Here is a 14544-nt window from a genome sequence, read left to right on the forward strand (position 1 = left end):
CGGCCGAGCCCGCGAGGGCGCGGGAACACAGCCCTACCAGCTGGTGGGGACCGGGCGCCCCTCGTTGTACCCGGCGGCGCTCTGCACGCCCACCACGGCGCGCTCGTGGAACTCCGCCAGCGAGGAGGCGCCGGCGTAGGTCATCGAGCTGCGCACACCGGCGACGATCTGGTCGATCAGGTCCTCCACGCCGGGGCGCTCCGGGTCCAGGTACATCCGGCCCGTGGAGATGCCCTCCTCGAACAGCGCCTTGCGGGCACGCTCGAACGGGGAGTCCTCGGCGGTGCGCAGCCGGACCGCGCGGGCCGACGCCATGCCGAAGCTCTCCTTGTACTGCCTGCCCTCGGCGTCGCGCATGACGTCGCCCGGCGACTCGTAGGTGCCCGCGAACCACGAGCCCACCATCACGTTGGACGCGCCCGCCGCCAGGGCGAGGGCCACGTCGCGCGGGTGGCGCACACCGCCGTCCGCCCACACGTGCCCGCCCAGCTCGCGCGCGGCCTCGGCGCACTCCAGCACGGCGGAGAACTGGGGGCGGCCCACGGCCGTCATCATGCGGGTCGTGCACATCGCGCCCGGGCCCACACCGACCTTGACGATGTCGGCGCCCGCCTCGATCAGCTCGCGCGTGCCCTGGGCGGTGACGATGTTGCCCGCCACGATCGGCACCCGCGGCGACAGCGCGCGCACCTTGGAGACCGCGGTCAGCATCTTCTCCTGGTGGCCGTGCGCGGTGTCGATGACCAGGGTGTCCACCCCGGCCTCCAGCAGCTCGGCGGCCTTGCCCGTCACGTCGCCGTTGATGCCGACGGCGGCGGCCACGCGCAGGCGGCCGTCCGCGTCCACGGCGGGCGTGTACAGGGTGGAGCGCAGCGCGCCCGTGCGGGTCAGCACGCCGACCAGGGCGCCGTTCCCGTCCACGACCGGGGCCAGCCGGTGGCGGAAGTCGTGCAGCATCCCGAACGCCTCACGCGGCTCGGTGCCCGCCGGGATGGTCATCAGCTCGGCGGACATCACGTCGCGCAGCTGCGCGAAGCGGTCCGTTCCGGCGCAGTCGGCCTCGGTGACCACGCCGACGGGCCTGCGGTCCCCGTCCACCACGATCACGGCGTTGTGCGCGCGCTTGGGCAGCAGGTTGAGCGCCTCGCCGACGGTGCTGGACGGGTTGAGCGTGATGGCGGTGTCGTAGACCAGGTGCCGCTTCTTGGTCCAGGAGACGACGTCGGAGACCACGTCGAGGGGGATGTCCTGCGGGATGACCGCGACACCGCCGCGCCTGGCGACGGTCTCGGCCATCCTGCGCCCGGCGACCGCGGTCATGTTCGCCACGACCAGCGGGATCGTGGTTCCGGTGCCGTCCGGCGACGACAGGTCCACGCTGAGCCGGGAGCCCACGGAGCTCCGGTTGGGGACCATGAACACGTCGCTGTAGGTCAGGTCCTGCTGGGGTGCCTTGTCGTTGAGAAAACGCAATGCCTCTACCTCGGTCGAGACCGAAGGGGGTGGACCATCCGCCGCATGCCGCGCGCGGCCGCCTGTTGATCCCCCTCTTACCGGTCAAGTATGCCGTCACGAATTAGGTCGGTCGACATCCGATCTGGCATGATGACCCGGATCCCCGCCGACACAGCCCTTCCCCGCCCCTGTCAGCGCGTCGTCGGGCGCCGGGGCCCGGATGGGCGTTCCTGGAGAGCCCGCATGCCGCGTTTCACTTTCGCGCAAGTCAAGGAAGAGACCTACAAGGCGAAGGACGCCTGGTGGACGGTCTTCCTGGTGGACCCCCTGGCCGGACGCCTCGTCGTCTGGACCGCGAACCGCACCGACATCACGCCCAACCAGCTGACGCTGGGGGCGGGGGTCTTCGGTCTGCTCTCCATGCTGTGCTTCGTCGCGCCGGTCCTCGTGCCGGGCGGTGAGGGGTGGAACTGGGCCTGGCTGCTGGCGGGCGGACTGCTCTTCCACCTCAGCTTCGTGCTGGACTGCATGGACGGCAAGATCGCCCGGCTCAAGGGCACCGGCACGGTCTTCGGCAGCTGGGTGGACTTCGTCTTCGACCGCATCCGCTTCTTCGGCTGCGTGATGGCGCTGCTGATCGGCCAGTGGCTGCTCACCGGACACGAGATCTACCTGATCGCGGCGCCGGTGGTGGTCTTCTTCGACCTGCTGCGCTACCTCAACGGCCCGCAGGTCGCCAAGACCCGCCGGACCATGAACCAGAACCTCGCCGAGCTGACCGGGGACACCGACCGGCTCGCCGCCGCCCAGCGCGAGGCCGACCCCGAGGACGAGGACATGGGGGAGGCCCCCGCCCGGCCGGGCGCCCCCGCCCCGACCGGCCTCTACCCGCGCGTGCGTGACCGGCTCCTGCGCCACCGGGTGCGCCCGCACCTGTTCAGCGGCATCGAGTTCGAGATGTTCCTGTGCGTGGTGGCTCCGGTGACCGCGCTGGTCTCCCTCTTCACCCCGCTCGACAGCCTGATCATCCCGGTCGCGGTGTTCTCCGTCCTGGCGCTGGCCTTCTTCGAGGTGATCCTGGTGCTGCGGCTGTGGAAGGACACGAACAGGTTCGAGGCGCGCCGCCGCCAGCTGCTGGCCTCGGGCGCCGTCCCCGGCACCGCCGCGGCGCCGCACCCGACCAGCGGGAGCTGAGCCGGCCCTCCCCACCGCGGGCGGGATCGACACGGGAGGGGCGGGTCCGCTTCGGCGCGGACCCGCCCCTCCCGTGTACGTCGCGCCCCTCGCGCGGGGCCGGGTCAGACCCCGGCCTTCTCCTTCTCGCGTCCGCCGTCGCCGTTCCCGCCGCTGCCGGTGTTCCCGTCTGCGTCGGTCCCACCGGCGCCGCTCGGCGCGCGCAGCGCGGAGTCCTGGCGCAGGAACCACGTCAGCTGCGGTTCCACCGCCCAGCGCAGGCCCGCGCGCACCCACGGGGTGCACAGCAGCAGCGTCAGGGCCACGCCCAGCAGGACCGTGACGACCATCTCCGTGGCCCCGGACATCAGGCTGTACCAGGGCGAGGCCTGCAACAGGACGATCACCACAGAGTGCCCCAGGTACACGTACAGCGTGTAGGCCCCCAGGGACGTGAACCACGTGCGCTGCTTGGGCATCAGGGCCAGGACCGCGAAGGACATCACCAGCGCGAGGGCCATGAAGCCGACCCGCACGCCCAGACTCGGCAGGATCGGGTCGATTTCGCGGTCGGTGAGGCTGTTGGTCCAGAAGAGCCAGGAGCGGCTCATCTGCTCGGAGATGGGCACGGCCAGCGCCGCCGTCACCCCCAGCACCAGCACGGACGCGATCCGCACCCAGAGCCGGTCCAGGTAGGCGAAGTGCTCGCGGCGCAGGCTCAGCCCCAGGACGAAGAACGGCAGGAAGCTCACCACGCGGCCCAGGGAGAGCGTCTCCCCGAGGCTCGCCGTGGCCCCGAACACGGAGATGAGCACCGCGACGAGCACGGGCCAGCGCAGCCGCTTCCAGACCGGCACGCTCAGGCGCCACACGAACAGGGCGACCAGGAACCACAGGGCGTAGGTCGGCTGGAGCACCGACATGGTCTCGGGCAGGCCGCCGCGTTCGACCGCGTAGATGGACTGGTGGATGGTCCAGAAGATCAGGTAGGGCACCGCGAGCGACACGACCAGCTTCTCGACGCGGTTCGACGAGGCGTCGAAGGACCGCGAGAGGTAGCCGCTGATCATGATGAACGCGGGCATGTGGAAGAAGTAGATCCAGTAGTAGAGGGCACTGGCGGGCCCGTACTCGCGTAGTGGGCCGATCGCGTGGCCGACGACGACCAGGGCGATCAGGACGAACTTGGCATTGTCCAGACGGGCGTCACGGCCTGGACCCGGGGCCGCCGTGGTGGGGGCGACCGCGCCGTGCCCCGGTTCCTGACGCTGGGATGCCGGACTGGTCATGGATGAGGCCACGAGTGGACTCCGAGATCATCTGCTTCTGGGACGTGTGTGCTCTCCTCCGGCCGTGCACGCGGCCCGTGGGCCGACCGCGGGGCCGGAACGCGGGTGGCGCGGTGCCGCGTGGGGCGCGAGGGGGACACCGTAAGGTCGGATGAATGAACATGTGCTGCGTTACCTTACTGTGATGTAGCAAAGTATGCCAGCGGTTCTCCGGAGATCGGTGGAAAGTCGCCGGAGTCCTGCCTCGGTTGAGGTGGGGTTGGGGCTCGTGAAACATGTGTGGCACGAGCGGCTCGGCAGGGGGTAGCTTTCCGTGTGCAGACCCTAACCCATCAGCGCCACCGTCTTCTACAGAGGGTGACGGGCCGGGTCTGCTCCGGACCCGGCCCGCGGAGGTCACGCCGCTGACTGTGTGGCCTCGGCGGGCGCGCCGCTAGGCTGCTCTCGTCAGACGGGCGGTTCCGACCCGGTCGAGATACGGAAGAAGGCGGTGGAAGCCGTGCCGCACGCGGTGGACCCCAACCGTGCCGCTCAGCACGGGAACGTGGTCATGCGACTCCTCGACGAGCTCTTCCCGCTCGTGGAGGGGTTCTACGTCGACCTGCACAAGAACCCCGAGCTCTCCCACGCGGAGCACCGCACCGCCAGCGGTGTCGCCGAGTGGCTCACCCGGACCGGTTACGAGGTCCACAAGGGTGTCGGGGGGACCGGCGTGGTCGGCATCCTGCGCAACGGACCGGGGCCCACGGTGATGCTGCGCGCCGACATGGACGCGCTCCCGCTGGAGGAGCGGACCGGACTGCCCTACGCCAGCACCGCCCGCGCCGTCAACGACGAGGGCGCCGAGGTCCCCGTCATGCACGCCTGCGGGCACGACGCCCACACCGCCTGCCTGGTGGGCGCCGCCGACCTGCTCTCGGAGACCCGCGACGAGTGGGCCGGAACCGTGATGGTCGTCGCCCAGCCGGGCGAGGAGACCCTCGACGGGGCGCAGGCCATGCTGGAGGACGGGCTGTTCGACCGCTTCGGCCGCCCCGACGTCATCCTCGGCCAGCACCTGGGCCCGCAGCCCGCCGGACTGATCTCCCACCGCGCCGGGGTCATCCTCGGCGCCTCCAACTCCTACCGCGTGCGCGTGTACGGGGAGGGGGGCCACGCCTCCCAGCCGAACACGACCGTGGACCCGGTGCTCATCGCGGCGAGCATCGTCACCCGCCTCCAGGGCGTGGTCTCCCGCGAGGTCAGCCCGAGCGAGATGGCGGTGCTCACCGTCGGCAGGATCCAGGCGGGGACCAAGGCCAACATCATCCCCGACGAGGCCTACCTGGAGATCAACACCCGGGCCCTCAACGACAACGTGTCCGCCCAGCTCGAAGCGGCCATCGAACGGATCGTGCGCGCCGAGGCCGCCGCCTCAGGAGCCGCCCGCGAGCCGGAGATCGAGCGCTTCCAGGGCGCGGGGGTCACCCGCAACGACCCCCAGAGCACCGCCGACGTGGCCGCCGCGCACCACGCCTACTTCGGCGACGAGTACGTCATCCACCTGCCCGACCCGTTCCCGGCGACCGAGGACTTCAGCTACTTCGGCCTGCCCGGCGACCCGCAGCCGATCCCGTACGTGTTCTGGTTCGTCGGCGCCACCCCCCACGACGTGTGGGAGGCCGCCCCCGGCGACACCCCGTACGAGAAGATGGGCAACGTCCCCAGCACCCACTCTCCGTTCTTCGCGCCCGCCCGGGAACCCACCCTGCGCGCCGGGCTGGCCGCGATCACCGTGGCCGCGCTGTCCTACCTGGGTGACGACAGCCCGAAGGCGTCGGCCGAGGACACGCCCAACGACGCCTACGACAGCGCCTACCTCGCCTCGTCCTGGCCCGCTCCGGAGGAGGACCGGGCCCAGACCGCATGGCCCGCTCCGGAGGAGGACCGGCCCCAGTCCCCCTGGCCCGCCCCGGACGACGACCGGGCCAAGTCCACCCACGAGGCCGACATGGACTCCGTGATGGAGGCCCAGGACGAGGAGCACCGCCAGGAGTGGCGCGACGGCAAGACCGAGGAGTCCACACTGTCCGCGGACATGGCCGCGCTGCTGGAGGACGACGACCGGCCGCGCCCGCCGTCCGGCCCCTCCTACGGGGGCCCGCCCCCGCCCCCCGACGACGACCGCCCCGGCTCCGAGTACCGCCTCTGACCACGGATGGCCGAACGCCGGCTGCGCCATCCCCGGGAGATCCCCCTCCTGGTCGTGTGCGTGGGGGTGACCCTGCTCGCCGTGGTGGGCGCGGTCAGCCGCGCCTACTCGGGTGAGCCCAACCAGCCGCTGCTCCTGCTGAGCATCCCCGCGCTCGTGTACTTCGTGCGCGGGCAGCAGTACGCGCGCCAGCGGGTCAACGGGGTGCGCATCACCGAGAACCAGTTCCCCGAGGCCCACCGGATGGTCACCGAGGCCGCCGCCGCGTTCCGCATGAAGAAGGTGCCCGAGGCCTACGTCGTGCTGGGCAACGGCGAGCTCAACGCGTTCGCCTCCGGGCACGGCTTCCGGCGCTACGTGGCCGTCACCAGCGACCTGTTCGAGGTGGGCGACCGGCTGGCCGACGCCGACACGCTGCGGTTCGTCATCGGCCACGAGGTCGGCCACATCGCGGCGGGCCACACGTCGTTCTGGCGCCAGTTCGGGATCTCGGTGGCCAACGTGATCCCCGGCGTGGGCACCAGCCTGAACCGCGCGCAGGAGTACACCGCGGACAACCACGCCCACGCGTTCTGCCCCGAGGGCATGCAGGGGCTGCGGGTGCTCGCCGCGGGCAAGTACCTGTACCCGGCCGTGGACTTCCACGACATCGCCGCCCGCGCGCGCACCGACACGGGCTTCTTCGTGCTGCTGGTCAACCTCCTGTCCAGCCATCCCGTGAACACGTTCCGCTTCGCCGCCCTGGCCGACCGCACCAGACCGGGAAGGGTCTTCTAGAGGCGGGGTCCGCCCCGTGCGGGACGGGGTCGTTCCGGGCACAGGGACCGGTCCTTCCAGCTTCCGCGCGGTCCGCCCGTGCGGGACGGGGACCGTCCTTCCGCCCTAGCCCTGCCCGACCCGCCCGGCCAGCCGCGCCGCCGCCTGCGCGGGCAGCGGCTCGTGGCGCGCGTACTCCCGGCTGAACACGCCCGTGCCGTGCGAGATCGACCGCAGGTCCACCGCGTACCGGACGATCTCCAGCTCCGGCACCTCGGCGCGCACCACCGCCCGACCGCCCCGCACCGACTCGGTCCCCACCACCCGGCCGCGCCGGGCCGACAGGTCGCTCAGCACCGCGCCCAGGTAGGCGTCGTCCACCTCCACGGACACCTCGTCCACCGGTTCCAGCACCGCCAGCCGCGCCGCGGCCGCCGCGTCCCTGAGCGCCAGCCGCCCCGCCTTCTGGAAGGCCATGTCCGAGGAGTCCACCGAGTGCGCCTTGCCGTCGTAGAGCGTCACCCGGATGTCCACCAGCGGATACCCCGCTCCGGAGCCCGCTCCGTCCCCCGACCCCGCGCCGCCCTTCGCGCCGGTCCCCGTCCCGACGCCGTCCGCCATCTGCGCGCGCACGCCCTTCTCCACGGACAGCACGAACTGGCGGGGCACCACCCCGCCCACGATCTCGTCGACGAACTCCAGGCCCGCGCCCGACTCCAACGGCTCCACGCGGATCCGGCAGACACCGAACTCCCCGTGCCCGCCACTCTGCTTCACGTTCCTCCCGGTGCCCTGCGCCGGAACCGCGAAGGTCTCCCGCAGCGGCACGCGCACCTCCCCGGTGCCGACCCGCACCCCGTGGCGGTGCTCCAACCGGTCCAGCGCGGCGTCCAGGTGCGCCTCGCCCAGGCTCCACAGCACCATCTGGTGGGTCTCGGCGTTCACCTCCACGCGCAGCGACGGGTCCTCCGCCACCAGCCGGGCCACCGCCTGCGAAAGCTTGTCCTCGTCCCCCGAGGACTCCGCGCCCACCGCCACCGGCAACAGCGGACGCGGGAAGCGCCACGGCGCCACGCGCACCGGCCGCTCCGGCTCGGAGAGGGTGTCGCCGGTGCGGGCGTCGGGAAGCCTCGCCACCAGGCACAGGTCTCCGGCGACCACCTGGCCCACCGGCCGGTTCTCGCGGCCCAGCGGCACGGACAGCGGTCCCGTGCGCTCGTCGTTGCCGGTCCGGTCCAGCTCGTCCTGGCCGGTCAGCCCGCACGGGACTCCGTGGCCGTGCAGGTGGACACGGGTGTCGGGGCGCAGGGTCCCCGAGAAGACGCGCACCAGGCTCACCCGGCCCACGTACGGGTCACCGGCGGTGCTGAGGACCTGCGCGACCAGGGGGCCGTCCGGATCGCAGGACAGCCCCGCCACCGGTTCGCCCTCCGGTGTGGAGGTCTCGGGAAACGGGCGCCGGGTCGGGTCCGGGCACGAGAGCGGCAGTTCGCGCAGCAGTTCGCGCACACCCACCCCGGTCGTGGTGCTGATCGCCAGGACGGGATGGAAGCCGCCCGCGGCGACCGCCTTCTGGAGGTCGTCGATGAGCAGGTCGGGGTCGAGTTCGCCGCCCTCCATGTAGCGCTCCATGAGGGCCTCGTCCTCGCTCTCGGTGATGACCTCCTCGACGAGGGTCTCCCGGAGCGGTCCGGCCGCCTCGCGCAGCCAGTCCGGCACCGGACGCGCCGAGGGGGCGGATCCGGGCCCGCCCCCTCCGGCGCGGCCGGAACGCTTCGCGCGCTCGGAGCCGTCGGAACCGCCGACGCCAGCGGACGCGCCGGAGTAGTCGTAGTACCGCTCGGAGACCAGCCCCCACACGCCGACCACGCGGCGGTCGTCCCCCGTGCCCTCCACGGCCGGGACGTAGGCGGGGTGCACGCCCGGACCGAACGCCTCCCGGCACTGGGCGACCACCTCGTCGTAGTCCGCGCGCGGGTGGTCGATCCTGGTGACGGCCACCGCCCGGGGCATGCCGACGGCGGCGCACTCCTCCCACAGCACGCGGGTGCGGCCGTCCACGCCCTCCAGGGCGGACACGACGAACAGGGCGGCGTCGGCCCCGCGCAGCCCGGCGCGCATCGCCCCGATGAAGTCCGCGTACCCGGGGGTGTCCAGCAGGTTGACCTTGACGTCGCCGACCATGACCGGGTTGACGGTGAGGTTGACCGACCGCCCCTGCCGGATCTCGACCTCGTCGTGGTCGCTGACGGTCGTGCCCTCCTCGACGCTGCCGGGGCGGCCGACCTCCCCGGCGGCGGCGAGCAGCGCCTCGACCAGGCTCGTCTTACCGGCGCCGGACGGCCCGACCAGCGCGATGTTGCGGATGTCGCGGGGCCCGTCGGCCCTCGGTACGGCTCCGGCTGAGGCTCCGGTTCCGTTGACGTTGCGATCTGCCATCCCTGCTACCCAGCCCTTCGTGGTCCGAGCGGTGGCCGCACGGAACGGGCGGACCCGCTCATGCTGTGACCTGTGTCACTTCTACGGTCGCCCTTCTCGGGCCGCACGGCAAGAGGTGGTCAGGAGCTGGAGCAGCCGTGGATGAAATACGGCACGTGCACTATGACTCGTTTCGGACCCCTACTATTGCCCCGTGCCATGGTCGGAGTCTCTCCCTCAGTTCAGCCTCGCCGGGACCGTCCTGACGGTCCTGCTGCTCCTCTTCGCGGCGTTCGGCGAACCCCTCCTCGGCAGGAAGGCGTTCACGTGGCTGTCCCGTAGGCGCGACGGCGACGCGCGCGCCCTCACCCTCCTGCACGCCGTCACCATGGGGATCCACGTGCTGTGGGGCCTGGTGGTCTTCGGGGTGCTGCTGCTCTCGCCGAACCTGGTCGCCGCGGACCTGGGCCTGCGCCTGCCCGACGCGTGGGGGCCGATCGCGGGCGGCGCCGTCGGCGGCCTGCTCGCCCTCACGGTGTTCTGGCTGCTGGTCAACGGGCTTCCGAGGGGGTCGGGGCGCTCCGGCCGCGGCGGGAGGCCGGCGCGCGGCAGACGCGCCCAGGGCGTGAGCGCCCGAGGACGGCGCTCCTCCGCGCCGCTCAGCCTCCCCCAACCCGAGCGCGACCGGGGGCTGCTCGCACCGCGCACCACCGCCGAACGGGCGATGGCCGCCGGGGTGGCCGTCACCGGGGGCGTGTTCGGGGAACTGCTCTACCGGGGCCTGTTCATCCTCCTGGTCGCCAGCATGGGCGTGCCGCTGTGGATCGCCGCCGCGCTGTCGGTGCTGCTGTTCTCCGTCGCGCACCTCTACCAGGGCTGGTGGGGCCTGGTCAGCGCCGGCGCCTCCGGCACCCTCTTCACCGTCCTGTACCTGGGGACCGGAAGCGTCTGGGTGCCGGTCCTGGTCCACGTGGCGCTCAACCTGCGCTCCCTCGTCTTCCCACCCGCCGACGTCCGCGAGGCGGGGGAGCGGGAGCGCCGCGAGGACGAGGGGGACCCCGAGGCCTACGAGGAGTACGACGAGTACGGGGAGTACGACGAGTACGAGCACCACGGCCACGGGTACGAGGACGGATCCTCCACCGGGGAACAGCCGCTGACCGACGCCGAGGAGGGCGGGAGCGCGGACACGGCGGTGGCGCCCGCGCCGCCGGGCACGGGGACTCCCGCCCACGGGACCCCGTCCCACGGAGCCGTGCCGGGCTACGGCGGCACCCCCGGCCATGGCGGCCCCTCGGTCTACGGGGACCTCCCGGACCAGGGACGGAACCTCGGCCACGGCGACCCCTACGGGCACGGCGGCAACCCCGGACACGGCGGGCACTCCGCCTATGGGGACCTCCCGGCCCGGAGCGGGGACTTCGGCCCCGGCGCCCCCCACACCGACAGCGGTCCCCACACCCACGGCGGCGCCTTCCAGCAGGACCTGTACAGCGGCCTGTCCACCTCGGGACCCGCCTCCGGGCACGGCGACCCCCTCGGCGACGGCGGCCCGCCCGGCCACGGTGACCGCTTCGGCGGCGGTGACCAGGGCGGTCACGTCGGTCAGCCCGGTTACGGCTATCAGCCCGGTTACGGCGGCCACCGCTCGGACGGCACGCCCCACCCCGCCCCGCCCCGCCCGGGCCCCTCCCACGGCGGTCCGCCCCCCAACGCCCCGCTGTACCCCGGTGCCTCCCGCCCCGACCCCCTCCCTCCCCACGGGGCGCCGGCGGACCCCTCCCACGACGGCCTCCTGGGCGGTGGCCGCCGCGACGAAGGCCGCGGAGAACGCCGCCTGTACCCCGACGAGTGGATCGACCGCCGCTACGGTGACACGAACACCACACCGGGGCCCGAACCCGACCGCTGGAGCTGATCGGGCACGATGGTGGGGTGTCCGACGCCATTGACCACCCGCGCGCCCAACCCCGTGAGCACCGCTACCGGCTGACCACCTCCGACGGGGTCGGCATCGACGCCGTGCTCCTGCGCGGCGCCGGGTCCCGCACCACCGCCGTGATCCTCGCCAACGGGTTCACCGGCACCCACCGCAACCCGAGCACGCGTGCCGTCGCCGAAGCACTGCTCCCGTTCGGCGACGTGATGACCTTCGACTTCCGCGGCCACCACGGCTCCGGCGGGCTCAGCACCGTCGGCAACGCGGAGATCCACGACCTGGAGGCGGTCGCCGTCCGCCTGCGCGAACTCGGCTACACCTCCCTCTCCACCGTGGGGTTCTCGATGGGCGCGGCCGTCGCGATCCGGCACGCGGCCATCTACGGCGGAATGGACGCGGTGGTCTCGGTCAGCGGACCCAGCCGCTGGTACTACAGGGGGACGCGCGCCATGCGGCTGCTCCACCTGGGCATCGGCCGCAGGGCGGGACGCCTGTTCCTGCGCGGCTTCCGCAAGGTCAGGGTCATCGACAAGGAATGGGACCCCGTGCCCGCCGAACCCCGGGAGATCGCCGGGGAGGTCTCCCCGACGCCCCTGCTGGTCGTGCACGGCGACTCCGACGCCTACTTCCCCGTCTCCCACGCCAGCGCCATCCACGACGCCGCCCGGGAACCGCGCGACCTGTGGATCATCCCGGGGATGGGGCACGCCGAACGCGCCGTGACCCCGGAGCTGACCGCGCGCATCCGCGACTGGCTCGTGGGGAAGGTCGGCGGCGAGAACGCCTGAGCGGGCGGCTGAGCAGGGCGGATCGGCACCGCGTCGACAGGTGTGCGCGTGTCGGCTACAAAGGACGGATGATCCGATCTCGTTCTTCCCCATCCGGGAACGGAACACCCTCGGAGGCGGCCCCGACCGGGGCGGCCGACGACAGCGGCACCACCGACACCACCCCGCCCGCCCTCCCCGGCCTGCGCGGACGGGGCTTCGCCCTGCTCATCGCGGCGACCGCGGTCGGCCTCTGCGGCTTCGCCGCCGTCCTGCCCCTGGTCCCCCTGTGGGCCAGCCGGGGCGGCGCGGGCGAGTTCGGCGCCGGGAGCACCACCGCCGTCTTCATGCTCACCACCGTGCTCACCCAGCTCGCCATGCCCTGGCTGCTGGAGAGGGGCGGTTACCGCTGGGCCTTCCCGGCCGGCGCCCTGGTGATGGGGCTGCCCACCCCGCTGTTCGCCCTGACCGCCGACCTGGGACCGCTGCTGGCCGTCTCGGCGGTGCGCGGAGTCGGCTTCGGCATGGTCAGCGTCGCCGGAACCGTGCTCGCCGCCCGCCTGGTCCCGCACCACCAGGTCGGCCGGGCCACCGGTTACTACGGGCTGGCGGTCGGTCTGCCGCAGGTGCTCATCCTGCCCGGCGGCGTGGCGCTGGCCCTCAACATCGGCTTCGACACCGCGTTCTGGCTCACCGGTCTGTGCTCGGTCCTGGGCGGGGTCCTGGCCTGGGGCATCTGGTACGCCGACGGCGGCCGCAACCGTGCGGCGCTGCGGAGCACGGTCCGGGCCGCCCCCGAACCCGGCCCCGCCCCGGACGCGTCCGCGGGCCGTCCGCTGCTGCGGGCGCTGGCGGCGCCGCTGGTGCTCATGCTGCTGACCGCCTCGTCGGCCGGCGCGATCATCACCTTCCTGGCCATCCCCCTGGAGCAGGCGGCGTGGCTGGTGGGCGGCGCCCTGGCCGCCTACGCGCTGGCGGTGGTGGCGGGCCGCTGGACCGCCGGGATGCTGCACGACCGCCACCGGCGCGCCCTCCTGCTGCTGCCGGGCATGGTCGGCGCGGTCGCGGGGATGGCCCTGGTCACCGCCGCGCTGTGGTCGGTCGGGGACGCGCCGGGTACGGGGACGGCGCTGCTGGTGCTCCTGGGGTCGGCCGTGTTCGGCCTCGGCTTCGGCGCGGTCCAGAACGAGACCGTCACCCTCATGCTGAACCGCGCCGGTCCGGCCGGGTACGGCCGGGCCAGCGCGGTGTGGAACATCGGCTACGACGCGGGTTCGGGCGCCGGGGCGATGGTCCTGGGGCTGCTGATCCAGCTGACGGGGTACGGGCCCGCGTTCGCGGTCACGGCCGTGGCGCTGCTGGCATCGGTCCCGCTCGCCCTCGGCGGGCGCGCGGGGCGCGGGGCCCGCGCGCGAGGCTGATCCCGCCGGTCAGGCAGGGCCCGCCCGGGCCGGGACGGCCGGTCCCCGGACGACTAGTACGACGAGATGTGCACGTGGTCGTAGTGGTTCTGGGTGTTGTCGCCCCGGTCCTCCATCCACTTCCACTGGCGGGAAGCGGAGTGCCAGATCTGCTGCTCCCAGATGATGTACTTGATGCCCAGCCGGTCGGCGTTGTCGATCCCGAACTGGGAGATCTGCGAACCCAGGGACTGGTTGGCAGCAGAGGGCAGCGCACCGCCCGCGCTCATCATGAAGTCGCAGGCCTGGCCCGTGCCGTGGTCGTCGGCGCTGGAGCGCAGGCAGCCGACCGGGTAGGGCGCGCCGAACGTCTGCACGATCTCGTCGCGGATCGCCGCCATGCGCGGCGTGGCCCCGTCCCAGCCCCAGCCCCGCGCGCTGGCCGGGATGCTGCCGTCACCCGGGGTCTCGGGGATCTGCTCCGCCTCGTACTCCTCGATCCTGGCCTCGACCTCCTCGCGCTCCTCCTCCAGCGTCTCGACGAGCTCCTCGGCCTCGGCCAGCTCGGTCTGGAGCTCCTCGTTGACCAGGGCGGCCTCGTCCCGCGTCTGGATGAGGTCGTAGATCTGCTCGGACTGGCTCTGCCCGAGGTAGTTCAGCGTCGCGGCGTCGGCGAACATGCTCTCCGGGTCGCTGGAGAAGATCACCTGGAACGCGGGGTCGAGGCCGCCGCCGCTCTTGTACTGGGTGGAGGCGATGGTGGACACACCGGTCCGGGAGGCCTCCAGGCGCCCCTCGACCTCCTCCAGGTCCTCCTCCGCCTTCTCCACGCGGTCCTTGATCTCGTTGAACTGGAGGAGTTCGCCGTCGTAGCTCTCCTCCAGCTCCTCGGCCCGCCGGTTCAGTTCGTCGATGTCCACCTCGTCGTTGTCCGGCTCCGCCAGAGCCGTTCCGGGCAGGGCGACCAGCAGGGCCGCCGCCAGGGCGCTGAGGGACAGGGCGGCACGCCTGCCGCGCGCGAATGAGGGAGGAGTGGGTGTCATGTCTGCTCCGAGGATGGTCCGAGCGCATCCGGTCGGCCTGCGGCGTGTGACGGGGGGAGCCGCGGCGGTGGGAGATACTCAGCAGACCATACGAGATCTTGGCGTTACATGCC

The 14544-nt window shown here is 72.8% G+C and carries 10 protein-coding genes; 6 read left to right on the forward strand and 4 right to left on the reverse strand.

Translation table 11 applies throughout. From position 1 onward, the window contains the following. Nucleotides 1-33: 33 nt before the first annotated feature. Nucleotides 34-1473, reverse strand: a complete 1440-nt coding sequence (locus UIS43_RS23005) for a GuaB1 family IMP dehydrogenase-related protein (RefSeq protein WP_013151341.1) — start codon at nucleotides 1471-1473, stop codon at nucleotides 34-36. A gap of 225 nt (nucleotides 1474-1698) precedes the next feature. On the opposite strand from UIS43_RS23005, the gene UIS43_RS23010 reads away from it, so the two are divergent. After that, on the forward strand, nucleotides 1699-2649 hold the full coding sequence (locus UIS43_RS23010; protein WP_013151342.1) for a CDP-alcohol phosphatidyltransferase family protein: 951 nt from the start codon (nucleotides 1699-1701) through the stop codon (nucleotides 2647-2649). Nucleotides 2650-2753: 104 nt separating this feature from the next. Here UIS43_RS23010 and UIS43_RS23015 read toward each other — a convergent pair whose 3' ends face one another. Continuing rightward, nucleotides 2754-3917 carry an acyltransferase family protein gene (locus tag UIS43_RS23015; RefSeq protein ID WP_041552194.1) on the reverse strand — a complete coding sequence of 388 codons (1164 nt, stop codon included), beginning with the start codon at nucleotides 3915-3917 and terminating at the stop codon, nucleotides 2754-2756. 490 nt (nucleotides 3918-4407) lie between these two features. Between UIS43_RS23015 and UIS43_RS23020 the strand changes: the two genes are divergently transcribed. Further along, a complete protein-coding gene (locus tag UIS43_RS23020) occupies nucleotides 4408-6108 on the forward strand; it encodes an amidohydrolase (protein WP_370011677.1) in 1701 nt (566 codons plus the stop codon). Nucleotides 6109-6114: 6 nt separating this feature from the next. Next, nucleotides 6115-6885, forward strand: a complete 771-nt coding sequence (locus UIS43_RS23025) for a M48 family metallopeptidase (RefSeq protein WP_013151345.1) — start codon at nucleotides 6115-6117, stop codon at nucleotides 6883-6885. Nucleotides 6886-6990: 105 nt separating this feature from the next. Here UIS43_RS23025 and UIS43_RS23030 read toward each other — a convergent pair whose 3' ends face one another. Further along, nucleotides 6991-9303, reverse strand: a complete 2313-nt coding sequence (locus tag UIS43_RS23030; protein WP_013151346.1) for an elongation factor G-like protein EF-G2 — start codon at nucleotides 9301-9303, stop codon at nucleotides 6991-6993. Between the two features lie 193 nt (nucleotides 9304-9496). Here UIS43_RS23030 and UIS43_RS23035 point away from each other — a divergent pair, with 193 nt between their 5' ends. The 3 genes from UIS43_RS23035 to UIS43_RS23045 all read left to right on the forward strand — a co-directional run bounded on the left by UIS43_RS23035 (nucleotide 9497) and on the right by UIS43_RS23045 (nucleotide 13409). After that, a complete protein-coding gene (locus UIS43_RS23035) occupies nucleotides 9497-11200 on the forward strand; it encodes a CPBP family intramembrane glutamic endopeptidase (RefSeq protein WP_370011680.1) in 1704 nt (567 codons plus the stop codon). 17 nt (nucleotides 11201-11217) lie between these two features. Then, entirely contained in the window at nucleotides 11218-12009 is a 792-nt protein-coding gene (locus UIS43_RS23040) for an alpha/beta hydrolase (protein ID WP_013151348.1), read from the forward strand. Nucleotides 12010-12077: 68 nt separating this feature from the next. After that, nucleotides 12078-13409: an MFS transporter gene (locus UIS43_RS23045; RefSeq protein ID WP_198048827.1), complete on the forward strand. Its 1332-nt coding sequence runs from the start codon at nucleotides 12078-12080 to the stop codon at nucleotides 13407-13409. A gap of 53 nt (nucleotides 13410-13462) precedes the next feature. Here UIS43_RS23045 and UIS43_RS23050 read toward each other — a convergent pair whose 3' ends face one another. Then, the gene (locus tag UIS43_RS23050; RefSeq protein ID WP_013151350.1) at nucleotides 13463-14431 is read right to left on the reverse strand and encodes a hypothetical protein; all 969 of its coding nucleotides are present in this window, start codon (nucleotides 14429-14431) and stop codon (nucleotides 13463-13465) included. Between the last annotated feature and the right edge of the window lie 113 nt (nucleotides 14432-14544).

The organism is Nocardiopsis sp. LDBS0036, from assembly GCF_041228755.1.
In the GTDB taxonomy this organism is placed as follows: Bacteria; Actinomycetota; Actinomycetes; order Streptosporangiales; family Streptosporangiaceae; genus Nocardiopsis; species Nocardiopsis dassonvillei.

Bases quoted from the DNA above. Each gene is read 5' to 3' on its own strand.
- UIS43_RS23010 (WP_013151342.1), top strand. From the start codon at position 1,699: ATGCCGCGTTTCACTTTCGCGCAAGTCAAGGAAGAGACCTACAAGGCG.
- UIS43_RS23015 (WP_041552194.1), bottom strand. From the start codon at position 3,917: ATGACCAGTCCGGCATCCCAGCGTCAGGAACCGGGGCACGGCGCGGTC.
- UIS43_RS23025 (WP_013151345.1), top strand. From the start codon at position 6,115: ATGGCCGAACGCCGGCTGCGCCATCCCCGGGAGATCCCCCTCCTGGTC.
- UIS43_RS23030 (WP_013151346.1), bottom strand. From the start codon at position 9,303: ATGGCAGATCGCAACGTCAACGGAACCGGAGCCTCAGCCGGAGCCGTA.
- UIS43_RS23045 (WP_198048827.1), top strand. From the start codon at position 12,078: ATGATCCGATCTCGTTCTTCCCCATCCGGGAACGGAACACCCTCGGAG.
- UIS43_RS23050 (WP_013151350.1), bottom strand. From the start codon at position 14,431: ATGACACCCACTCCTCCCTCATTCGCGCGCGGCAGGCGTGCCGCCCTG.